Origin of the sequence: Bradyrhizobium sp. SEMIA (assembly GCF_014844175.1) — a bacterium.
Taxonomy (GTDB): domain Bacteria; phylum Pseudomonadota; class Alphaproteobacteria; order Rhizobiales; family Xanthobacteraceae; genus Bradyrhizobium; species Bradyrhizobium arachidis.
On record NZ_CP046601.1, the window covers coordinates 4,687,830 to 4,710,475 of the forward strand.

Here is a 22,646-nt window from a genome sequence, read left to right on the forward strand (position 1 = left end):
AGCCAATAATCCCGCAAATTGAGGTGTGGAAACCTGAAGGGAAAGAGTTTCGAAGAACCATGACGCACACGTGAGAACGCGTGATCACCATGCGCGATTTCGAATGAAGCTCCCGCAAGGCCGCCTGCGCGGCCACATCCTGAAATTCCAGAAGATCAAGGATTTGGAGCAGAGTGGCGAGCCAGCTCGTTGCGATTGCCGCAAGGTGACGGCGGAAGTCGTCGCTTCACTCGATAGCCTCGTCGGCAAGGGCGAGCAATGAGGGTGGTATCGCCACGCCTAGCGCCCTTGCGGTCTTGAGGTTGATCACGAACTGAAATTGAGTCGGCTGCTGGACCGGCAGATCGCCAGGACTGGCACCTTTGAGAATCTTGTCGACATATTCCGCGGCGCGTTGGTACGCGTCCTTCAGTACAGGGCCATATGTCAGCAGGCCACCTGAGCGAGCATACTCGACAAAGCCGGTCATTGTGGGAAGTCGCCGTCTGTTTGCCTGATCGATGACCGTCTCCCGAAGGGTGACGGTGACCGGGTCCTCGATAACAATGACACTTGTCGCACCGGATGCGACAAGCGCGTCCATCCTGGATTCGGTCAACTCCGCCGCGTTTCGTATCTCCAGGGGTTCGAGCCTTATGCTTTCCATATCAGCTGCCGCCTTCAACTGTCTTAGAGCCAGAGCACTGTATGGCGTGTCTGGGTTCAGGAGCACGCCGACAACGCGCTGCCCCGGAATGCACGCCAGCAACAACTGAAGCTGCTTGCCTTTCAAGTCGGTGGATTGACCGCTAAGGCCTGTTGCATTCCCTCCTGGTCGCGACAGGGATTGCACCAGGCCAGCCCCGATTGGATCGCCGACGGTCGAAAACACAATGGGAATAGTCTCAGTCGCTGCTTTGAGCGCTTTGGGCGCCAGCGTTCCCCAACCCGCCACCAGCACATGCGGTTTCAATTGCACAAGTTCGTTGGCCAGTGCGGCGAGTCGCCCGGGGTCCCCCTCGGCGGACCGGTGTTGGAAGAAGAGGTTGCGGCCTTCGAGATAACCCAACTTGTGCAATGGTCCAAGGAGTTGAGAGCCATCCGCGTCCGGTTCAAGCGTTAGCAGTGCGACCCTGTAGACTCTCGATTCGGCATGCGCCCTGACTGCACATGACGTGCACAAGCCTCCCAGCATCCAGATAAATTCGCGCCGCCTCATCGCCGCCCCAAACCCACGTTGAGCACAATCGGTCTGCGGCGCTTCCGGACCGCTCATTTCGGATAGGATCGGCCCAGAACGCAGCCGGGTCGATGTCGATGCGCGGCGCTCAAGGCTGGCTCCCCTGGGTTCTTGTTTCCTCCAGGCGAGACTAGCGCACCACCGCGCCGGCGTCTGTCCCTAGCGATAGGAACAGACAGATGATGCGACTGAAGCCGCCAGCCCTGCCGGCCATCGTCAGTTCAGCACACGCTCTGCTACTTCAGAGCCAGGCTGACGGTTGGGGCGTCGACCGTGACGCTGGGAAGGGACCCTGCAGTTTGCGACAGCGCCGGACTGCCCGATCCACAAATCAACAAAGCAACGCAAAAAGAGGGGACAAATGCACGTGACGAGAACCTCATGACGACGGCTCCCTATACCCAACCCCAAGCTACTCGCTTTGGTTGAAAGCTACAAGATCGTCGCAGATGGATACGAGCAAGCGCCGGAGCTTGCCGCCGGTGGCTTGAATGTTTGCTTGTCCTCAGTTGCAGGCACGGAGGACCGAACTACTGCGCCTCGGCGATCTTCGGTCCGGATGACAGCATCTGCGCGTTGGCCGCCAGGGGCCGCTTCGATGGAGATGCCGGGTCCGGCAACCGGAACGCGGCGTCGGTCGGCGCGCCCTGGGAAGGCCGGCGGGCTACGGTTGCCGGAAGCACGATCACCTTCGCTCCGACTTTCACCCGCTCATAGAGGTCCACGACGTCGTCATTGGTCAGCCGGATACAGCCGGACGAAACCCGCTTCCCGATCGTATCGGGATTGTTGGTGCCGTGAATGCGATATTCGGTCTCGCCCAGATACATCGCACGGGCGCCGAGCGGGTTGCCGGGACCGCCTGCCATGAACCGCGGCAGATAAGGCTGACGCCCGATCATCTCTGTGGGCGGATGCCAATCCGGCCATTCAGCTTTGCGGGCCACAGTCTGCTCACCGGACCATGTGAAACCTTCGCGGCCAACACCGATGCCGTAGCGCAGCGCCTGCCTGTCGTTCAGGACGAAATAGAGGAACGTGTTCTTGGTATCGATGATCACGGTGCCCGGTGCCTGGTGGCTGGCGTAATCAATGACCTGCCGGACCAATGCTCCGGGACCGTCGGCGGCTTTTGGTGGCTCGACCAGAGGCGCCGGGGCGGGGGCCGGAATCGGAGCTGGCGCTGGAGCCGGAACTGCCGCTGATGCACGAACTGGAGTTGCCACGTAAACGGGCGTTGACGACGCCCGGGCTTCCTGCGCGGAGGGCTTCCGTGCCGGTTGCTCGCTCGCCGGGCGAGTCAGCAAACCGTACCCCAACGCGGCGACGGCCACGACGCCAATAGCAACTCTCGCGGCCATTGGGAGTGCGAACGTCTCCGCCTTTCCACGTTTGGCGCGCTTAGCCATATCTTTCCCCAGGTCACTCTGTCCAAGAGAGGTACCCAGCAAAATTTAAGAAACTTCGAAGCGATGTCGCTCAGACGGGAGCCGTTCGCTATGGTTAACGCGAACTCATGTTCGGCATTTGGCGTACCGCTGGAAATGTCGCGACGAGGACGATGCGTTTCTCATCGCGAAAACCAGCGTGGGTGACAGGTTGCAACAGGACTTATTTCTCGAAGCCTCGCCTCTGCCGCCCTACCCTCCGTGCTCCACCCGCAATCTACCAGCTTAGCGAACCGGCGGAACTTTCCCGATCGACTGCGTCCCCGCTGACATCCGCTCGCGCTGGATGCCGATCGCGTTCAGTAACCGCGCGACGCCGATCATCATCAGCACTCCGGCAACACTCACCACGATCTGCATCGCAAGCCCCTCCGAGAGGTCGAGCAGCGTAAGTTGGCTGGCGAGCGCCAGAAGGACGCCGAGACAATAGATCGGCAGCGAATTCTCGCCACAGCACTTCGCGCAGCTCAGCACCGGCGTCGATAGCGCGTCCCAATTCCGCGGAATGAATCGTAGCGCCACAATTGCAAGAGCCACAAAATGCAGCAGCCGTATCGGACTGAGATTCGATTTATCCAGTGGAAATGGCAGGTCCCTCAAAATTTGCGCGACCAGCGGCGCGATGCTCCAACTCTGCGCAAGGACTAGGCCGAAAACCAGATAGAGGACGGCCAGAACAAGCGTCAAGCGCGACATCACCCACGGCCGGAATTTCTCTCCCTCAATGACGCACCATGCGCCCAGCACGATCAGAAACTGCCAGGCCAGCGGATTGAAGAACCAGACGCCGCTGGGCCAGGCGGGAACTCTCCAACCAAAGACGTGCACGAGCGCGTAGAGCAACAAGGACACCCCAAGCGTGACGTTCGGCGCTCGCAGCAGCAGCCACAGCAGCGGCGCGAACAGCACGTGAAAAATCACAAAAACCGGCAGGACGTCGGTGTTGACAGGCCGGTATTGCAGGATTGCGGCGTGCGCAAGCGTCGCGCCCGGACGTTCGAGCAGAATTCGCGTATTGCTCCCGTCGGCGAGATCATCGCTGCCCGCAAGGTAGACCAGAATAGCGCAAGCGAGTGTAAGCAGCAGAAACGCCGCGTAGATGTCCCATCCCCGGCGCAGCGAACGGCCGATCATGCCGCTCCAGCCCTCGCGCTCACGCGCCCTGCCGTAGGCCAGCGCGCAGGTCACGCCCGAGAGGAACATGAAGATCTCGGCGGCATCGCAGAAACCGTAGTTGCGCGGTGTCAGCCAGCTCCCGATGTTATTGGGAACATGATCGAGAAAGATCCACCATAACGCGATCCCGCGACAGACATCGATACGCAGATCGCGGCCGGCCGCTCTGAACTCCGGCGGAGTTTCGCCGAACAATCGCGTCGAGGTTTGAGTTCGATCGTCCATCTGTTGGCCCGCGCTCGCGCCTCATAGGGTCGATAACGCGCTCCAGCTATCCGATGGGTGATGGGGGCTCCTTCGTCGCCCAGCTACTCCTTCGAGCGCCAGGGTCGGGAGGATCATCGTCCTCCCAAGGCGCTTCCAGGACTTTATCGCCAACGCCCCGTATCAAAAGTTGGCTTCGCATTTCGGTGAGGCGGGCCCGGCAGTACTCGCGATAAAGCATGTCGAGTATGATGGACATGATCGAACCTCTTCCTGATCGCCACGTCGACGTCCCATGTGACAGATTTCGACCATTTCATCCGGCAGCTAAAAAGGAATAGTGCCGGGAAGTAATCTGTGTCCGACGACCTTAAAGGTGATGCGGCGATCAAGGCACGATAGGAAACCGGATCAGAGCACAGTGTTGTTCTGCAGAACTTCTGCCCGCGGGCCAATGAGCCCGATCAGTCGCGAGCAGCGCAATAAAGTTGGATCTGGTCTTCCAGACTGCCAGGGATGTTCAAACCGGATCCGATGGCAGCAATTTGAAATAGAGCCATTACAATCATCTCCTCTTAAAGGAGATATTTGCACGCGGCATTTGCAATCAAAAATTGCTGCAATTTTCTGGTCGCCACGTGAGCCAGTTCACATCAGCATCTATCACAGGTGAATGAGACTAGCAGACAAACGAAGTAGCTTCTTGGAATCCTGCGTACCTGAGGAGACGGTCGGTGCGCGAATTGCAAAATACGGATACCGGCAGCTGGCCTGCCGCAGCATTTTGACGCAGTCGCTTACCAAGGCTGGAGGTCCCCATGTCTACGGACGCAGCCAATTTCGTAACGCATCGATTCTCGACGCGCGAGCATCCGGAGCGGATGCGACTTCCACTATGGCGCGAGAGGTTTGTGCGGGGAATAGTTCACGTAGATATCGAACCTCTAACGGACGTTCCGTTTCAAGCCGACGCAACATTGCAAGCGCTCCGGGGGCTACGCACGCTCGCACTGAAAGGCTCTCCCATGCGCTTCAAGCGCTTGCGGGCAAGCGTTACTGACGGCGAGGACTCGATCGGCCTCATCGTCAGCTTACCCGGCAAAAGTCGTTTGTCGCAGCGCGGCCGCGACATCGAGCTTTGCGCCGGCGACGCAATCTCGATTCTGCATTCGGAGCCCGCTACCGTCACCTATATCGACGGAATATTATTTGGTCTGGCGGTACCCCGCGAGGCGCTTGCGCAGCGCGTGACAGACATCGAGAGCCTCGCCATGCGGCCGATTCCTCAGCGGAATGAAGCCCTCCGCCTCCTCATGACCTATCTGAAGTCAGCATTTAAGGAGGGGGCTCTGGCCGCCCCCAAGCTGCGTGATGCGGTCGTAGCTCACACCTGTGATCTTGTTGCGCTCGCGGTCGGCGAGCGCGCTCCCTTGGGCGAGAGCGATGCGAGTGCGGTCGTGGCCGCGCGCCACGGCGCCGTACTCGACTACATCGCGGCAAATTTTCAGAAGCCTGGGCTTAGCGTCGAGGAGGTCGCTCATCGCCAAGGCATCTCACCTCGCTATCTGCAGCGCCTGATGGCGTTATCAGGATCGTCGTTCACCGGGCACGTGAATGAGCTACGTCTCCAACTTGCGTTCAAACTGTTGACCGAGGCCCGCGCCGGCGCGCAGCTAATTTCCGATATCGCGCTGGAGGTCGGCTTCTCGGATGTTTCGCATTTCAATCGCCTGTTCCGAGCTCGCTTCGGCGATTCGCCGCGTGGGGTTCGTTACGCCGACAGGGATCCCGGCCGAGCCACGTGCCCCTGATCGGCGCGCGCGCGAGATCCTGCTAGCGAATGTCCGCATTGGGCAAGAAGCGACGATCCTGGCCGCAGACTACCTGTACGCTTTGCGCTCGGAAGCCGATATCGCGGACTTGGAGTTCGCGTTAGTTCAGGCTGCACGGCCTCGCGAGCGGACCCAGCACGATCGCAAACAATTCGTTCGGCGAGGAGATGCCGAGCCGCTCATAGGCGCGCTTGAAGCGCCGGTCTGAGGTGTCAGGGCATCAACGCCGCTAAGTTCGCGGCGCCGGCTGCGACGGGGATGGCGTAGCAGGCTGCTGCGAAGATGGAGCAGGAGGTTGCTGCTGCGGAGTGGTGACCGTCTGCGGATCGCCGCCACCATGCGGGACACATGTCCCCACATTGCTCAGCAGCCGCTTGGCCTCAACATCGCGGGCCTTCTTGTAGTCCCTGCGCCGGTCGATCCTAGCCGCAGCCATGCGGTCCCACGCATCGAACGCATCGGCATAGTGCTGCCGCATCTGCTCCTCGGCGGCGAGACAGTCGCTGAACTTATCGAACACCAGATCGGTGTTGACGGGCGAGACCCCGCCTACCAGAACCACCAACATCCATTTCATAGATTCCGCCTACGTTCGTGCCCGCTCACCGGGAACGACGAGGCATCGGCAAAGTTCCGAAGCACGGGGCGTTGCCCGCCTGTCTCGACCCCAAGAAATTGCTGGAGCCGGCGATCCGAACCAGAATGGAGGGGATGGGCTTAGTTACAGACTTCAACACTTTCGCCAGTGTGCGTGTTGGCACTCCCGCCGCCCCTGCGAAACTCCAATCGGCAACCTTTGGATACTGGTCGGCAACCGGCGCTATTGCAAACGATCTGTCCGCTCGTCTGCGGCTTCGCCGGTGTAGCCTCGATTTTCCTACGCTCCGCATCCCGCTTCGTCGCATCTTCGCGCGTGGCGACCGGCTTCTTGTCTTGGACCTTCTCGCATTCGTTGTCGTCGTTGACGCGATAGCCAGCGCGGCATGCGATCTTGACGCAGGCATCTCCATCTGCCCTGAAACCATGATCGCACACCAGCGGACAGACGCGGCTTGACCGGGCCTTGATCGCGTCCAGCGCATCGGCGCTTGCGAGCGTCGTATCAAGCTTCGTTCCGGCGTACTTGTTGAACAGTGCCAGGGAGCGTTGTGACTTGGCGCTCCACTCGCCATTCTCCAGATTGGCAAGACAGCCGACGCGGCGAAGTTCGGACTGGACGGACTTGGCGAGCTCTCGCGGCGACTGCACCGGTTCAGCCGAAGGTGCGGGCGATGGGAGGGCCGCAACCTTCTGGTCAGCTTCGGAGCCGCTTTTCTTCTCTGCTGCCTGCTTGTCGGCCAGAGCCTTCGCAACAGCGGCCTCAATCTCCTTACGCCGTTGCTCGGCTGCGGCGGCTTTTGCCTCCTCGACTTGCTTGGCCTTCTCGGCGGCGACCCGTGCATCCTCGGCAGCCTTGGCCGTGGCCGCGGCCTTGTCCTGTTCGGTCTTCTTCGCGCGGTCGGCGGCCAGGCGTGCCTTTTCGTCTTCGGCCTGCCGAGCCTTCTCGACCGCCAGTGCGCGAGCTTCCTCCGCTGCAATCTTGTTGAGTTGCCCCTTGGCAAGCCCGGCATAGAAGCCATCCGGGTATTGGGCGAGGAAGACGTTCCAGCCATCACGGGTGCCGAGTTGCAGGGCAAGCTCATAGTTCCGGCGTATCGCGTCATCCGGGCTGGCCTGAGGCCCACCGGAAATCGGCTTCGCAGCAACGAGCGCCACATCATCGCCGCCAAGCGAACCGTAGACATACGGCTCCTGCTTGTAGCTGGTGTTCTTCAAAACATCGTCTCGGACGAAGCCGAACGCCTTCCGCAGATCGAGCCCGGGCGTCGGCAGCCGCTCGACCAGCGCTGCGGCGAAGGGGCTGTTCCTTGAGTCGCCGTCGGAAGCCGTGGACCCGGCCTTCGCTGCGAAAGCTATCATGGTGTTCGGGCTGGTTGGCTCGACCTTGGCAAGGCCGCGTCCGATGGCACGGGCAGCAACCGTTCGCTTCATGGTCTTGGCGAAGGGGTTATCGCGGCAAGCATCAAGGATGATGAGCCGAAGCTGCTTGGCAGGCTCAACGGCGAACAGCGCACGGTCAAGTCCCACGGTCTCATCGAGAACGTCGCTGTCGGTTTCAAGAGCCGCATCGGTCGGTATCAGGTAGTTGGTGCCATCAAGCTCGATGCCGTGACCGGCATAGTAGATGACGGCAACCTCAGCATCTCGCGCGCGTCCGCCGAAGTCGCGCAGTGCCTTGCGCATCTCGGAAGCATTCAGATCGGTCCTGATGTCGATCCAGTCGAACCCGGCCTTCTTGAACATGCCCCCGACCAAGGCGGCATCGTTCGCGGGGTTGGAGAGCTTGGGTACGCTCTTATAGGCCGAGTTGCCCATCACTAGCGCGACGCGGCGCTCCGCATATGCTGAGCCGCACATCAGCCAAATCGAAACAAACAAAGAAAACCAACGAAAAGCGCCCATTACAGTCCCCGACAATATGTGCGCAGCCTATGCACAGCCTGCCGAAAGGCAAGCAGCCAATCTGTGACGTCCATCACATTTCATGCAATTTCGAGGCTCGGGCTCAGTGCGCAAACGTCGCTCCGGCTCAAAAGCGATGATCCTGGCGGCAGACTGCATGTCCGCTTTGCCCTCGAGAGCAGATGTCGCTGAGTTGGAATCTCCCTCAGTTCAGGCCGCGCGGACCCGCCAGCAGACCCAGCACGATCGCAAACAACTCGTTCTGCGAGGAGATGCCGAGCCGCTCATAGGCGCGCTTGCGGTAGGTCAGGGTCGAATGCAGGCTGATGCCGAGGGCCTGCGAGATCGCCTCGGAGCTGAAGCCGAGCAGGATGCGGCGGCACACCTCCTGCTCGCGCGGCGTCAGCGCGGAGAGCGGCGCGCGCGTTGCGAACAGTGCGGCGAGGTTCTGGTCTGGCGTCGCAGTGGCCATCTGCTGGAAATGACGTGCGACGCTGGCGCCGATTGCCGGCGCGATCGTTTGCAGCCGCGCACGCTCGGCATCGCCGAAGCGCCCCTGAGACGTGATGCGGTAGAAATTGACATAGAAGCAGGTGTCGCCGGTCCAGATCGCGGTGGCGCATTTATCGACGATGTCGGAATCGTTGAAGAAGATTTTTCGATAGCGCGCACTGTACATGCGCGGCGCGAACAAGGGCAGCATGATCGGCGCACCGCCCTCGCCCTCGAACAGCGCATCGCGATTGGGATCGGATTCGTGGAATTGCCCGGCATAGGCCGCGCCGAGATCGGCGCCGGTCGGGATGTTGCCGGCATCGAGCAAACAGCTCGCCGCGCCGGCGCGGCTCAGCGCGAACACCATGCAATGACCAACCCCGGCCTGCCGGCGCAGCGTGTCGATCAGGACCTTTGGGAAGTCGGGGTGGCCGATGGCGAGCACTGCGGACGTGACGTCAGCCGCCGCCAAGCCTGAGCCCGCCCCATAGGACCGCATCGTTTCCTCCGTCAGACGCCTTTTGCCGGAGGATAGCAGCAAGAGAATTTTACCGGAAGTCGGCGAGGCCGGCGTAGGCAGCGGCGGGGTCGACCGATTCCGATTCACTAGTCAAAGCCAACCTAAGTATGCCCCCTTCATACCCGTGCGCAATGGCGCCATCCGAGTGCCCGATGCTACCAATCAATCGAGAGTGCAAAGCAACGGAACCGGTCTTGCGAGCCGGCAGTTGCGGGGCAAGGTCGGCGGCGTAACGCCCGCCGGCTTTTCTCGACCTTTAGATTTTACGCACGATCTATCCGGGAAACCGCTTCGCACTTTTCCGGATCACGCTTTAGCGGCGCGTTGCCGCTCAATTGGTGTCTACTGCCACGCTTGGCCGCAGAGAGTACGCCATGAAAAACATCACCGATCTCCTGATGCGGTTCTGGCAAGGAAGCCAGTCCACGTCCAATACCGAGGTTGCGGCAATCGCCGAAAACCGAGATCGATCCAGCATGGCTGATTTCGTCCGCATCCTGCAGTCCTACGATCAGGACCAGTACGGCAGGAGCTAAAGCGCGATGAGGTCATGATAACTCGTCATCGCGCTTTGGCTTGTTGTTTGCGCTTATCGCATGAGACGTTCAGCCCACTGGCCCCGGTGTCCAATCGTCCCCTGAAAGCGGGCTGACCTTGACGTCCTGGATCACTCCGCGCTCGAGGCTTGGATCGAAGTGCCGCATCGTGCGCTCGTTGAAGTCGATGATGCGGCCGGGCCTGAGTGGTCCCACATCATTGATCTTGACGATGACCTTCTTGCCGACGGCCTCGACGAGGGCATATTTCGGCCTCTCACCAAACAGGACCCCACCAAATTTCCTGCGCAAGCTCGTCTTGATGGCCGCCGTCCACTCCGACGGATTATAGCGCTCGCCGGAAGCTGTGCTCGGCCCGCCCTCCTCCTTGCCGGGCTTGAATGGATTGTACATGGATGCAGCGCCGACGACTGCATTTCCGGACGCGGCATCAACGACGGTGCTTGAAGGAACCCCACGCGTTTCACCCCGAGCAACGGTAACAGAAACGGCAAGCGCAACCAGGGCGCCGCAAACTGCGGCGCTCGAGCGGAACGACATCATAACTCCTGTGATTTTTTAGATCGCCGGTTCCCGACACCGCAAACAGCGCAAGCGAACGCGAACGCGTTCATCAAGCTTGCACCGGACTTTTACGGACTCGTGCCAACCCCTTGGCTATGGAACCGTCGTGCGAACCAAAGTGGTTCCCACGCAGTGTTTTACGTTGTCGCCGGTTAAGACAGAGAATGCGTCAGCAACATGACCTGACGAACGGCCTACTCCGCCGCCGCCTTGGCTGGTGCGACATTGATCGCGAGCTTGCCGTAGCGATCCGTGAAAGCCTCTGTGTCGATCTCTTCGAGCTTGATCTCGCCGCTCATCACGCCCTGCTTCCACGCGGCCTGCGCCGGATCGTTCTGGAATTCCGGCATCACCTCGCGGCCGAACAGCTCGAGCGATTCGCAGATGTGCTCGTGGCTGTTCTTGCCCGCTTGATTCAGCAGAATCACCTGATCGATATGCGAGGTCTGGAAGCGCTTCAGCTTCTTTCGGATCGTCTCGGGCGAGCCGATCAGACCGCCGCGCAGCGCCGCCTCCTGCGCTTCAGGGTTGTCGCGCTTCCACTTGTTGTACTCGTCCCACATGTTGACGGTGTAGGGCGCAGGCCGCTGACGGTTCTGCGAGGCGCCGTAGAAGCGCAGCGCAAACTGGAAGAAGGTGGCGCCGTCGGCGCGGGCGCGCGCCTCCTCGTCCGTCTTCGCGCACATGAAGAACGACACCAGCGCCATGTTCGGATTGATCTCGTAGTCGGCAAGCTTGTGCAGCCGCTTGGTCATGGCGTTGTAGTAGGCATGCACCCAGGCATGCGCGGCATCGGCGCTGACGAACTGGAAGCCGAGCGCGCCAAAGCCGTGACGGCCGGCGCGCTCGATGGTCGGCAGTTGCGAGCAGGCCATCCAGAGCGGCGGATGCGGCTTCTGCACGGGCTTGGGCACGACGTTGCGCAAGGGGATGTCGAAATATTTGCCGTGGTGCTCGGACCCTGCGTCCTTGAACATCGGGAAGATCGCGGCGACGGCCTCCTCGAACACCTCCTTCTTGGTCTCCATGTCGCGGCCGAACGGCGTCAGCTCGGTGATGGAGGCGCTCTCGCCCATGCCGAATTCGCAGCGGCCGTTGGAGAGCAGGTCGAGCACCGCAACGCGCTCGGCGACGCGCGCCGGATGATTGGTCGTGAGCTGGAGGATGCCGTGGCCGAGACGGATGTTCCTGGTGCGCTGGCTTGCGGCCGCAAGGAAGGATTCCGGCGACGGCGAGTGCGAGTATTCTTCCAGGAAGTGATGCTCGACGACCCAGGCATGGTCGTAGCCGAGCTTGTCGGCGAGTTCCATCTGCGAGAGGGCATTCTGGTAGAGGGCGAGCTCGTCCCCGGCGACCCAGGGCCTCGGCAGCTGCAGCTCGTAGAAGATGCCGAATTTCATGACGCCTCTCCCAGTTCTCTTGCCCGGTTGTTCTTGTTGCGCTCATCTTAGTGGGCGAGGCGGCGCTGTCTACGGAGCAGCAATTCCGCCGCGCGGGAGATCGATCCTTCGCCTGCGCATCATGCTCAGGGCCGGTCCTGGCGCGGGCCTGCACGGTGCGTCGAACCCGACAGCTTGATCCAGATCAACGCGTTAGCGGCCCTGCTGCATCTAAAATGCAGCAAGGCAACGGCCCGGATGCCGTCCCGATTCTCGATACCATTTCAGAGAGACCGAATATGTCGGCCCCTGACGACACGACCTCGCGCGTGCGCCGTAAGCGCATGGAGATTTTCGCCTTCCTGTTCCTGACCGCGGTCGTGATGCCCGTCCTCGCGGTCGGAACGGTCGGCTCCTACGGCCTCGGCGTCTGGATCTACCAGATGTTCGCCGGTCCTCCCGGCCCGCCGCCCTCCCCGCATTGATCCCGACAAGCGAAAGACAGGCATCATGGCCCAAACCACACTCAACCGCCGCGCACTGATCACCGGCCGGGTGCTCAGCGCCGAGCGCGTTATCTCCCCGCCCGGCTGCGAGATCGCCAGCATCGTCGTGCAGGCGCGCCCCGAGCGTCTTTCCGAGTTGGAAGCCGAGATCGCTGCGCTTCCCGGCTGCGAAATTCACGGACGAGACCGCGCGGAAAACTCGTCGTCGTGACCGAGGCGCCGGATGCCGGCAGTCTCGGCACCCTGCTCAACACCATCCAGTCGCTGCGCCACGTCTATTCCGCGGCGCTCGTCTTCCACGCCATCGAAACGACTTAAGGGCCGGAGAGCCATCATGACATCGCCGAAGCTCGACCGCCGCCAGATGCTCAAGCTGGAAGCCGCCGCGATCGCGGCCGCCGCTGCCGGCATGCCGGCACCTGCGCTTGCCGCCAATCTCGTCACCGAGCGCGACAACAGCGAATTGAAATGGGACAAGGCCGCCTGCCGCTTCTGCGGCACCGGCTGCTCCGTGATGGTCGCGACCAAGGACAATCGCGTCGTCGCCACCCATGGCGACATCAAGGCCGAGGTCAATCGCGGCCTCAACTGCGTCAAGGGCTACTTCCTCTCCAAGATCATGTACGGCCACGACCGCCTGACGCAGCCGATGCTGCGCAAGACGGGTGGCAAATACGACAAGAACGGCGACTTCACGCCCGTCACCTGGACCGAAGCCTTCGACATCATGGAGGCGAAGTGGAAGGAGGCGATCAAGAAGCGCGGGCCGAACGGCGTCGCCATGTTCGGCTCCGGCCAGTGGACGATCTGGGAGGGCTATGCGGCCTCGAAGCTGTTCAAGGCCGGCTTCCGCACCAACAACATCGATCCTAATGCGCGGCACTGCATGGCCTCGGCCGTGGCCGGCATGATGCGCACCTTCGGCATCGACGAGCCGGCCGGCTGCTACGACGACATCGAGGCCACCGACGCCTTCGTGCTGTGGGGCTCCAACATGGCGGAGATGCATCCCATCCTGTGGACGCGCCTCGCCGACCGCCGGCTCTCCGCGCCGCATGTCCGCGTCGCCGTGCTCTCCACCTTCGAGCACCGCTCGTTCGATCTCGCCGACATCGGCATGGTGTTCGTGCCGCAGACCGATCTCTACATCCTCAACGCCATCGCCAACCACATCATCACGACCGGCCGCGTCAACAAGGACTTCGTCAACGCCCATACCATCTTCCGGCGCGGACAGACCGACATCGGTTATGGCCTGCGGCCCGAGCATCCGCTGCAGAAGAAGGCGACGGGCGCGGCGAAGGCCAATGACTCCACCGAGATGAGCTACGACGAGTTCGCCAAGTTCGTGTCGGACTACACGCTGGAGAAGGCGGCAAAGATGTCCGGCGTGCCGCTCAATCGCCTTGAGGCGCTTGCCGAACTCTACGCCGATCCCAAGACAAAAGTGGTCTCGTTCTGGACCATGGGTTTCAACCAGCACACCCGCGGCGTCTGGTGCAACAACCTCGTCTACAACATCCATCTTCTGACCGGAAAGATCTCCTCGCCCGGCAACAGCCCGTTCTCGCTGACCGGCCAGCCCTCGGCCTGCGGCACCGCGCGCGAGGTCGGCACGTTCTCGCACCGGCTGCCCGCCGACATGGTCGTGACCAACAAGGAGCATCGCGACAAGACGGAGCACATCTGGCAGCTGCCCGAAGGCACCATTCCCGACAAGAACGGCGCGCATGCCGTGCTGCAAAGCCGGATGCTGAAGGACGGCCTGATCAACGCCTATTGGGTGCAGGTCAACAACAATCTGCAAGCCGGCCCCAACGTCAACGAGGAGACCTATCCGGGCTTCCGCAACCCCGACAATTTCATCGTGGTCTCCGATGCCTATCCGACCGTGACGGCGCTCGCCGCCGACCTGATCCTGCCGACCGCGATGTGGGTGGAGAAGGAAGGCGCCTATGGCAACGCCGAGCGCCGCACGCAGTTCTGGCACCAGCTCGTCAATGCGCCGGGCGAAGCCAAGTCCGACCTCTGGCAGCTCATGGAGTTCTCGAAACGCTTCAAGATCGAGGAGGTGTGGCCGGAGGAGCTGATCGCCAAGAAGCCCGAGGTGCGCGGCAAGACACTGTTCGACGTGCTCTACAAAAACGGCCAGGTCGACAAGTTTCCGACCTCGGAGATCGAGGAAGGCTACGCCAACGAGGAATCCAAGGCGTTCGGCTTCTACGTGCAGAAGGGGCTTTTTGAAGAGTACGCCTCGTTCGGCCGCGGCCACGGCCACGACCTCGCGCCGTTCGAGAGCTATCACAAGGAGCGCGGCCTGCGCTGGCCCGTCGTCAACGGACAGGAAACGCGGTGGCGCTTCCGCGAGGGCAGCGACCCCTACGTCAAGCAGGGCACCTACGTGCAGTTCTACGGCTATCCGGACGGCAAGGCGCGCATCTTCGCGCTGCCGTTCGAGCCGGCCGCGGAATCGCCTGACCAGGAGTACCCGTACTGGCTCTCGACCGGCCGCGTGCTGGAGCACTGGCATTCCGGCACCATGACGCGCCGCGTGCCCGAGCTCTACAAGGCGTTCCCCGAAGCCGTCTGCTTCATGCACCCTGATGATGCGCAGGACATGAAGGTGCGCCGGGGCGACGAGGTGAAGGTCGTGTCGCGCCGCGGCTTCATCCGCGCCCGCGTCGAGACGCGCGGCCGCGACCGGCCGCCGAAGGGTCTCGTGTTCGTGCCGTGGTTCGACGAGTCCAAGCTGATCAACAAGGTGACGCTGGACGCCACCGATCCGATCTCGCTGCAGACCGACTTCAAGAAATGCGCCGTGCGCATCGAGCGGGTGACCCAGTCATGATGAAACGATTAGGCATAGCGCTGCTCGCGGTCGCGATCGCGGCCGGCGCGAGCTCGCTGACCGCGCAGACGGTGACGTCGGGCCTGCGCGGCCCGACCCCGCTCAATGACGAAGGCCCGGCGCCGCCGATGCTGCCGAACCGCAACACCTCCGAGCGGGAGTCGCGCAACTATCCGGAGCAGCCGCCGGTCATCCCGCACAATATCGACGGCTACCAGATCGACCTCAACGGCAACAAATGCCTGTCCTGCCATGCGCGGGCGCGCACGGCGGAATCGCAGGCGCCGATGGTCTCGATCACGCATTTCATGGACCGCGACGGCCAGTTCCTGGCCTCGATCTCGCCGCGCCGCTTCTTCTGCACGGAATGCCACGTGCCGCAGAACACCGCGATGCCGCCTGTCAGCAATGACTTCACCGACATCGACACGCTGCTGTCGCGCGCAAGCCCGGGTGGCCGGCGATGACGACGACCGCCGACGGGCCCAATGAAAAGCTGGAGCAGAAGGCCAAGCGCGGCTTTCTAGCGCGAAGCTGGGACTTCGCGCTCGAGCTTTGGGGCGTGCTGACACGGCCGAGCACGGTGTTCGCATTGGGCACTCTGGTGCTCGCCGGCTTCATAGCCGGCGTGATCTTCTGGGGCGGCTTCAACACCGCGCTGGAGCTGACCAACACCGAAAAGTTCTGCACCGGCTGCCACGAGATGAAGGACAACGTCTACGCCGAGCTGAAGTCGACCATCCACTTCACCAACCGCTCCGGCGTGCGCGCGACCTGCCCGGACTGCCACGTGCCGCACAACTGGACCGACAAGATCGCGCGCAAGATGCAGGCCTCCAAGGAGGTCTGGGGCAAGATCTTCGGCACGATCAACACGCGCGAAAAATTCCTGGATCACCGGCTCGAGCTCGCCGCGCATGAATGGGCGCGCTTCAAGGCGAATGATTCCCTGGAGTGCCGCAACTGCCACAGCGCCGATTCCATGGACATCACCAAGCAGTCGCCGCGGGCGTCGGTGGCGCACCAGCGCTTCCTGTTCACCGGCGAGAAGACCTGCATCGACTGCCACAAGGGCATCGCCCACCACCTGCCCGACATGCGCGGCGTTCCCGGCTGGCAGTAGCGCTGCTGCTCTTGGCGGGGCCCGTGCAAGCGCCTCGTCCTTCGAGACGACCGCTGCGCGAGGCTAATCGGCATCGGTGCCCGTTGAAATTGCCGCCGCGTACTCCGCCCTCATCCTGAGGGAGCCCGCCAAAGGCGGGCGTCTCGCAGGATGGCCGCGGAAAAGGGCCCAAAGATGCGTCTCCCCGCGCTTGAATGGGCGGGGCGAATGGTTAGTTTTGACGGACGGCGAATCGCCTCGTTTCGCCCCTCCTCAAGACAGATATGGCCACTTTCACCCCGCATCAGGATGCCGCCCTCAAGGCCGTCGGCGACTGGCTCAAGGCCAAACCCGGCCGGGGCGACACGCCGCCGGTGTTCCGCCTGTTCGGCTTTGCCGGTACCGGCAAGACCACTCTGGCGCGCCACATCGCCGAAGGCGTCGACGGCGAGGTGAAGTTCGCCGCCTTCACCGGCAAGGCGGCCCTCGTCATGCGCAACAAGGGCTGCGACGAGGCCTCCACCATCCACTCGCTGATCTACCGCGCCCGCGAATCCGGCGAGGAGCAGCCGAGCTTCGAATTGTGGGACGACGCGCCGGCCTCAAAGGCCAAGCTGATCGTGATCGACGAATGCTCGATGGTCGACGCCGAACTAGGCCGCGACCTGATGTCGTTCGACTGCCCGCTTCTGGTGCTGGGCGATCCGGCGCAGCTGCCGCCGATCCAGGGCGGCGGCTTCTTCACCAATTCCGAGCCGGACGCGATGCTGACCGAAGTGCACCGCCAGGCCCAGGACGATCCGATCGTGCGGATGTCGATGGACGTGCGCGAGGGCCGCGAGCTCGACATCGGCCGTTACGGCGAGAGCGAGGTGGTGTCGCGGAAAGAACTCGACCCCGATCGCGTCATGGGCGCCGACCAGGTGCTGGTCGGCCGCAACAACACGAGGCGCGCCTACAACATGCGGGTGCGCCAGCGCCAGAACATCGAGGACGTCTTTCCGGTCGCCGGCGACAAGCTGGTGTGCCTGCGCAACAACCGCAAGAAGGGCCTGTTCAACGGCGGCCTCTGGCGCGTGAAGTCGCGCAACACTTCGCGCTCGAAATCGCGCATCCTCTCGATGCGGCTGTCGCCCGACGAGGATTTCGGCCACAAGGTGACGAAGGTCTCGGTGCGCGCCGACTGCTTCGAGGGCGGCGTCGAGCAGATCGCCTGGGAGCAGCGCAAGCCCTACGACGAGTTCGACTACGGCTATGTGCTGACGGTGCACAAGTCGCAGGGCTCGCAATGGGACGACGTCGTGCTGTTCGACGAGAGTTTTGCGTTTCAGGACAGCCGCGCGAGGTGGCTGTACACGGGGATTACGCGCGCGGCGAAGCGGTTGAGTATCGTCGTTTAGAACTCCGCTGCCGTAGGGTGGGCAAAGGCGCAAAGCGCCGAGCCCACGATCTCTCTCCATAAGCAATAAGACGCGTGGGCACGCTTCGCTTTGCCCACCCTACGGCACCGTCGCCTCAACCTCCGCTGTCGTCCCGGACAAGCGTAGCGCCGATCCGGGACCCATACCCACAAGAAGAAGTTTTGCGAAGACTCGGAGTGGGCGCCTCGCACCACGACTCCTCCCTGGGGTTATGGGTCCCCGCCTTCGCGGGGACGACAGCGGAGATTGAGGCTCCGCCATCGCGTCCCGCACTCCGTCCTCACTTCCCCGCCACGAAATAAAAATCTTCCCGGCCCGGCGGGGAGCCGTAGGTGAACGGCTGCTGCTCGTGCTTGGTGGCGGCCCAGACGTCGTCGCGGATGATGTCGAACAGCTTTCGGATCTCGACCTTCGGCTCCTTGATCTCGCGGGCGAGCGCGATGGCGAAGGGGCTGTCGGCGCCGCCGTCGCCGTCCATCGCGGTCTCGCCGTGCTTGGCGGCGTAGACCACCATGAAGCCGGCGCCGGGCTCGATGTTGGAAAAACCCTTGTCGACCAGCTTCAGCGACAGCGTGCGCTGCATGGTCGGCTCGAACGGATTGTCGCGGCAGGCATCCAGCATGACGAGACGCACTTTACGTGCCGCGCCCACTGCTGCGATGACCTGCTCCAGCGCGACCGCCTGGGTCTCGGCGTCTCGGTCGGCGGCGAGCTTGGCGTCGACCGGAACGAGGTAGTTCACCCCACCGATCTCGAAACCGTGGCCGGCGTAATAGACCACGGCCCAGTCGGCCTTCTCCGCTTCGGCTGCGAACGTCTGCAACGCCTCGAAGAACTTGTCGCGGGTGAGATCGCTGACGGAGATCACGCTCTGGAAGCCGACATCGCGCAGCGCGTTCGCGATCAGCTTGGAGTCGCGCGGCGGATTGGGCAAGGCGTGGACGTTCTTGTAGGCGCCGTTGCCGATCACGAGCGCGACACGGCGGCTGCCCGCGGCGGCCGGCGCCTGCGGCGTCAGCGCGGCAAGCCGCTCCCGCGCAATGGCGCGGGCGCGCGCAACGTCGATCTCGTCGAAATTCGTCAGCGAATAGGCCGCCGAGCGATAGTCGGCGCGGGCCTGGGCGAGATCCTTCCTGCGCTCGTAGATCTGGCCGCGGCCGGCATGGGCGCGGACATTGTTCGGATTGATCTGGATCGCCGTGTTGTAGTCCTTCAGCGCGGCATCGAGATCGCCTTTCATCATGCTGACATCGGCGCGATTGTTGATCGCGTAGACGTTTTTCGGCTGCCGCTCGATCAGACCGCTGCAATCGGCAAAGGCCTGGTCGTACTTGCCCATCAGGCCGTAGGTGATGCAGCGGTTGCTGGCGATCTGCGGCGCGGCTGGATCGATCTTCTCGGCCTCCGCGAAATCGGCGATCGCGCCGTTGTAATCCTTCATCAAGGTGCGCACGCGGGCCCGGTTGGTCCAGCCGAGCAGGAATTTCGGCGTGTACTTGATCGACAGGTTGAAATCGTCGAGCGCGCTTTGCAGCGCGCCCCGGCGCAACTGGATGACGCCGCGATTGTTGTAAGGCACGCCGTAGGTCGGCCGCTTCTGGAGCGCGAGGTTGTAGTCGGCCATCGCGAGATCATCCTGGCCCTTGCGCTCATAGGCGAGGCCGCGGAGGTTGAGAGCGATGACGTAGTCCGGATCGAGGTCGATGGCCATGGACAGGGTTTCGATCGCGTGGACGTAGTCGCGCTTGTTGAGCAGCGTGTTGCCGCGCACCGAGAGCGCGATGGCCTTGTCCTTGCCGGTGACACGGTCGGCATTGAGCAGATTGTCGCAGGCTGTCGCACGGGCCTGGGCCTCGCCCTGGCGGTCGCGGCAAATGGCGAGATCGTCGCCGGCTTGCGGCTCGGCCGCGGCGATCGCGGCCCCCGCGATGAGGACGACGAGGGTCAGGGAAACGACGCGCAGCATGTTGTCAGGTCAGCTCCAGCCACCACTTTTCTAAGTCGATCGTCGATCGCGCGGGTTCATCTATTGTTTGCGCATGATCTTTGCGGAAAACCGCCTCACACTTTTCCGGATCATGCTCTAACCCGAAGTTCCATAGCTCGCCAAGCCAGCCGTCTCACGCGGCGGTCTTCACAGCCTCGTGTGCCTGGCGGCGTAACAATCGCCGGCTCTGCCCGTATCTCGGATGACGCGAAAACGCGGCCGGGCGGACTGTTCGCCCGAGCCCAAGCGCCCTAGACTGCCAGCCCTTCCGAAAGAGGATCCGCCATGCGCCGACCTGTCCTTTTGTCCCTGCTCGCCGCCACCGCCGCCGCGACGCTGGCCTTCGCCTTGCCGTCACGGGCCGCCGAGGACGCGGTCGTGATCCCCGCTCCCGCCATGGACGCGCGCCCGCAACCGGCATCCAGACCGCCGTGGTTGCCGGCGGCTGCTTCTGGGGCGTGCAGGGCGTCTTCCAGCACACAGCGGGCGTCGTCAACGCGGTCTCCGGCTATGCCGGCGGCACCAAGGCGACCGCCGACTACCAGACCGTCTCGGGCGGCCGGACCGGCCACGCCGAGTCGGTCGAGATCAAGTACGACCCGAAGAAGATCTCCTACGGCAAGATCCTCCAGATCTACTTCTCGGTGGTGCACGATCCGACCCAGCTCAATCGCCAGGGCCCCGACACCGGCACGCAATATCGCTCGGCGATCTTCACCACCTCCGATGAGCAGAAGAAGGTGGCGGAGGCCTATATCGCGCAGCTCGACAGCGCCAAGGTGTTCAAGAGGCCGATCGTGACCAAGGTCGGCGCGCTGGAGGCGTTCTACCCGGCCGAGGCCTATCACCAGGACTATCTGACGCTGCACCCGAACCAGCCCTACATCGCCTACAACGACCTTCCCAAGGTCGAGAACCTGAAAAAGCTGTTCGCGGATAACTACATCGAGAAGCCGACGCTGGTCAGTGCCAGCAAGGCGACCAACTGATCGAAAGATCGCAAGAGAAACGGGAGACCCATGCCCGACACCAAAGCGAAAACCACCGACGACAAGGTCATCAAGAGCGAGGAGCAGTGGCGGCGCGAGCTGACGCCGATGCAATACGCGGTGCTGCGCGAGAAGGCGACCGAGCGTCCCTTCACGGGCGAGTATGAGCACGACCCGCGCGCCGGCACCTATGTCTGCGCCGGCTGCGGCAATGTGCTGTTCGAATCCGACGCCAAGTTCGATTCCGGCTGCGGCTGGCCGAGCTTCACCCAGCCCGCCGTCGAGAGCCATATCGACGAGGAGCGGGACATGAGCCACGGCATGATCCGCACCGAGGTCCTGTGCTCCAAGTGCAGCGGCCATCTCGGCCACGTCTTCCCTGACGGTCCCGGGCCGAACGGCCTGCGCTACTGCATCAATTCGGCGGCGCTGAAGCTCGAGCCGAAATAATATTGCGTGCCATCGGGTTCCCCAGTGGAACCCGATGGCACCTTTATGCTTTTCTCTCCTGGCGGTGCGGCCGATGCGCACAGTCCGCCGGCCGCCAGGGAGGATGCCATGACGCTTGGGACCATCCTGATCATCCTGGTGATCATCTATCTCTTGGGCGGCTGGTCCGGCCGGATCGGCGGCTACGGCTACGGCATGGGCCATTCCGGTATGGGGATCGGCGGCGTCGTGCTGGTGGTGTTGCTGGTGCTGCTGCTTCTTGGCAAACTGTAAACCATATAAGTAATTGAAATTACTTATCTTATCGTCCCTGCGGGGCTGCCATGCGTGGATTCATCATCTCCCATCGCAGGGGTCGCAATTCTGTCAAATCGGCCTATATTAGTGGGCGAAAATGACATGTGCGGCGGGCCCGCTCGATTGCGGCCCCTGCCCTCCCAAACCCCACGCGCTTAAAGCCCCAGAGAAGCTCACGAGGTCTTTGACCATGCGTCCACTGCGTCCGTTCAACTTCAATACTTCCGCCGAACTGTTCCCCGCCGCAATCCGCAAGAAGAAGCGCGCGGGCTTCACCTATCGCCGGTTCGGCACCGCGGCCGAAGCCGTGCAGTTCGCGATGGAGCAGTTGCCGACGGATTCGCTGAACGGCGCCTATCTCCAGGTCGAGGAAGCGCGCTTCGACCAGAACGGCATCCGCTCGCTCTATGAGAGCGAAGCCTTCCCGCTGCCCCGCCGTCCCAAGCCGGCCCCGGCCGCCGAGACCGACGCCGACGCGGCGTAAGTTTCTTCGCAAGCCTCCGATGTGCGCAGCAAGCGCGATTGCCGAAGGGCCATCGCGCTTTTTGCGTTTTTGGGGACCTCACATCCGCGGCTGCTTGTCGAGCCAGCGGCGGAGCAGGCGCACGTTGCGCATGTTGGCGCGGAACATGACGTCGAAGGCATCGCCGGCGAACGGCACCATGCCGACCACGCCGTCGACCGCGACATTGCCGAGCATGCGCGCCGTGATGTACCAGGGCGCGCCCAAGGCGCGCGCCTCGCGCACCAGCCACAGCGAGATCGCGGTGGTGATGATGTCGCCAACGACGGGGATCAGCCCGATCAGCCCGTCGATGCCATAGCGGATATTGGTGCCGGGCAGGATGAAGGCGACGTCGAGCAGCTTGGCGATCGCCTCGAGCCGCGCGATGCGCTGCTCGCGGGTGAGATTGCCGAACGGATTATCCTTGCCGAACTCGAAGCGAAACTCGCGAAAGCCCTGGTCCAGCGTCTCAGGGCGGATCTCATGCCCCTCCTGGTCGATGATCGGCCCGCGCGCCTCGCGGTCCGAAAAACGCGAGCGCTCTCCCGAACGGGATTTGCGCGGAGCAAGGATGTCGTCGTCGGACATGGTCATGGCCTTCTGAGAACGCACCGGCGCAGCGGAGGTTGCTGCTGCGCCCGAACG

21 protein-coding genes and 2 pseudogenes are annotated in these 22,646 nt (G+C 62.7%); 13 read left to right on the forward strand and 10 right to left on the reverse strand.

The genetic code is table 11. The annotated features are described in order from the left end of the window. Positions 1-103 precede the first annotated feature (103 nt). Positions 104-262, forward strand: a complete 159-nt coding sequence (locus tag FOM02_RS22985) for a hypothetical protein (RefSeq protein WP_156950890.1) — start codon at positions 104-106, stop codon at positions 260-262. On the opposite strand, the gene FOM02_RS22990 is transcribed toward FOM02_RS22985, so the two are convergent. From FOM02_RS22990 to FOM02_RS23000, 3 genes are all read right to left on the reverse strand, one after another. Beyond that, positions 227-1,048, reverse strand: coding sequence for an ABC transporter substrate-binding protein (locus FOM02_RS22990; RefSeq protein WP_159073938.1), 822 nt, complete (start codon positions 1,046-1,048; stop codon positions 227-229). The genes FOM02_RS22985 and FOM02_RS22990 overlap by 36 nt on opposite strands. A 701-nt stretch (positions 1,049-1,749) precedes the next feature. Continuing rightward, the gene (locus FOM02_RS22995; protein ID WP_027560951.1) at positions 1,750-2,628 is read right to left on the reverse strand and encodes a L,D-transpeptidase; all 879 of its coding nucleotides are present in this window, start codon (positions 2,626-2,628) and stop codon (positions 1,750-1,752) included. A gap of 264 nt (positions 2,629-2,892) precedes the next feature. Continuing rightward, positions 2,893-4,068: an OpgC family protein gene (locus FOM02_RS23000; protein WP_027560952.1), complete on the reverse strand. Its 1,176-nt coding sequence runs from the start codon at positions 4,066-4,068 to the stop codon at positions 2,893-2,895. A gap of 860 nt (positions 4,069-4,928) precedes the next feature. On the opposite strand from FOM02_RS23000, the gene FOM02_RS23005 reads away from it, so the two are divergent. Continuing rightward, positions 4,929-5,858: a helix-turn-helix transcriptional regulator gene (locus FOM02_RS23005; protein ID WP_231164362.1), complete on the forward strand. Its 930-nt coding sequence runs from the start codon at positions 4,929-4,931 to the stop codon at positions 5,856-5,858. A gap of 250 nt (positions 5,859-6,108) precedes the next feature. On the opposite strand, the gene FOM02_RS23010 is transcribed toward FOM02_RS23005, so the two are convergent. From FOM02_RS23010 to FOM02_RS23020, 3 genes are all read right to left on the reverse strand, one after another. Next, complete coding sequence (locus tag FOM02_RS23010; protein ID WP_027560955.1) at positions 6,109-6,456, reverse strand: hypothetical protein; 348 nt, start codon at positions 6,454-6,456, stop codon at positions 6,109-6,111. Between the two features lie 140 nt (positions 6,457-6,596). Beyond that, a complete protein-coding gene (locus FOM02_RS23015; protein WP_027560956.1) occupies positions 6,597-8,381 on the reverse strand; it encodes a caspase family protein in 1,785 nt (594 codons plus the stop codon). A 205-nt stretch (positions 8,382-8,586) separates the two neighbouring features. Next, a complete protein-coding gene (locus FOM02_RS23020) occupies positions 8,587-9,375 on the reverse strand; it encodes a helix-turn-helix transcriptional regulator (protein ID WP_027560957.1) in 789 nt (262 codons plus the stop codon). Positions 9,376-9,770: 395 nt separating this feature from the next. Between FOM02_RS23020 and FOM02_RS23025 the strand changes: the two genes are divergently transcribed. Then, the gene (locus FOM02_RS23025; RefSeq protein ID WP_167336536.1) at positions 9,771-9,932 is read left to right on the forward strand and encodes a hypothetical protein; all 162 of its coding nucleotides are present in this window, start codon (positions 9,771-9,773) and stop codon (positions 9,930-9,932) included. Positions 9,933-10,001: 69 nt separating this feature from the next. On the opposite strand, the gene FOM02_RS23030 is transcribed toward FOM02_RS23025, so the two are convergent. After that, complete coding sequence (locus FOM02_RS23030; protein ID WP_027560958.1) at positions 10,002-10,496, reverse strand: septal ring lytic transglycosylase RlpA family protein; 495 nt, start codon at positions 10,494-10,496, stop codon at positions 10,002-10,004. 215 nt (positions 10,497-10,711) lie between these two features. Continuing rightward, the gene (locus tag FOM02_RS23035; RefSeq protein ID WP_027560959.1) at positions 10,712-11,917 is read right to left on the reverse strand and encodes an LLM class flavin-dependent oxidoreductase; all 1,206 of its coding nucleotides are present in this window, start codon (positions 11,915-11,917) and stop codon (positions 10,712-10,714) included. Between the two features lie 278 nt (positions 11,918-12,195). On the opposite strand from FOM02_RS23035, the gene napE reads away from it, so the two are divergent. The 6 genes and pseudogenes from napE to FOM02_RS23065 all read left to right on the forward strand — a co-directional run bounded on the left by napE (position 12,196) and on the right by FOM02_RS23065 (position 17,752). Next, positions 12,196-12,381, forward strand: a complete 186-nt coding sequence (gene napE, locus FOM02_RS23040; RefSeq protein ID WP_027532529.1) for a periplasmic nitrate reductase, NapE protein — start codon at positions 12,196-12,198, stop codon at positions 12,379-12,381. 25 nt (positions 12,382-12,406) lie between these two features. Beyond that, positions 12,407-12,720, forward strand: a pseudogene (locus FOM02_RS23045) (chaperone NapD). Between the two features lie 16 nt (positions 12,721-12,736). Next, positions 12,737-15,250, forward strand: a complete 2,514-nt coding sequence (gene napA, locus FOM02_RS23050) for a nitrate reductase catalytic subunit NapA (protein WP_265442148.1) — start codon at positions 12,737-12,739, stop codon at positions 15,248-15,250. Beyond that, the gene (locus tag FOM02_RS23055; RefSeq protein WP_027560963.1) at positions 15,247-15,717 is read left to right on the forward strand and encodes a nitrate reductase cytochrome c-type subunit; all 471 of its coding nucleotides are present in this window, start codon (positions 15,247-15,249) and stop codon (positions 15,715-15,717) included. The genes napA and FOM02_RS23055 overlap by 4 nt, the downstream gene beginning before the upstream one ends. Then, positions 15,714-16,373 carry a NapC/NirT family cytochrome c gene (locus FOM02_RS23060; protein WP_027560964.1) on the forward strand — a complete coding sequence of 220 codons (660 nt, stop codon included), beginning with the start codon at positions 15,714-15,716 and terminating at the stop codon, positions 16,371-16,373. Before FOM02_RS23055 ends, FOM02_RS23060 begins: the two co-directional genes overlap by 4 nt. A gap of 263 nt (positions 16,374-16,636) precedes the next feature. After that, positions 16,637-17,752 carry an ATP-dependent DNA helicase gene (locus FOM02_RS23065; protein WP_027560965.1) on the forward strand — a complete coding sequence of 372 codons (1,116 nt, stop codon included), beginning with the start codon at positions 16,637-16,639 and terminating at the stop codon, positions 17,750-17,752. 301 nt (positions 17,753-18,053) lie between these two features. On the opposite strand, the gene FOM02_RS23070 is transcribed toward FOM02_RS23065, so the two are convergent. After that, positions 18,054-19,739, reverse strand: a complete 1,686-nt coding sequence (locus FOM02_RS23070) for a caspase family protein (protein WP_027560966.1) — start codon at positions 19,737-19,739, stop codon at positions 18,054-18,056. A gap of 306 nt (positions 19,740-20,045) precedes the next feature. Here FOM02_RS23070 and msrA point away from each other — a divergent pair. From msrA to FOM02_RS23090, 4 genes and pseudogenes are all read left to right on the forward strand, one after another. Continuing rightward, positions 20,046-20,749: pseudogene (msrA, locus tag FOM02_RS23075) on the forward strand (peptide-methionine (S)-S-oxide reductase MsrA). A gap of 30 nt (positions 20,750-20,779) precedes the next feature. Beyond that, positions 20,780-21,199: a peptide-methionine (R)-S-oxide reductase MsrB gene (gene msrB, locus FOM02_RS23080; protein ID WP_027560968.1), complete on the forward strand. Its 420-nt coding sequence runs from the start codon at positions 20,780-20,782 to the stop codon at positions 21,197-21,199. 108 nt (positions 21,200-21,307) lie between these two features. Beyond that, positions 21,308-21,472 carry a DUF3309 family protein gene (locus FOM02_RS23085; protein WP_035731827.1) on the forward strand — a complete coding sequence of 55 codons (165 nt, stop codon included), beginning with the start codon at positions 21,308-21,310 and terminating at the stop codon, positions 21,470-21,472. 214 nt (positions 21,473-21,686) lie between these two features. Further along, positions 21,687-21,980, forward strand: coding sequence for a hypothetical protein (locus FOM02_RS23090; RefSeq protein WP_027560969.1), 294 nt, complete (start codon positions 21,687-21,689; stop codon positions 21,978-21,980). A 78-nt stretch (positions 21,981-22,058) separates the two neighbouring features. Here FOM02_RS23090 and FOM02_RS23095 read toward each other — a convergent pair whose 3' ends face one another. After that, the gene (locus FOM02_RS23095; RefSeq protein WP_027560970.1) at positions 22,059-22,595 is read right to left on the reverse strand and encodes a DUF4112 domain-containing protein; all 537 of its coding nucleotides are present in this window, start codon (positions 22,593-22,595) and stop codon (positions 22,059-22,061) included. Positions 22,596-22,646 lie beyond the last annotated feature (51 nt).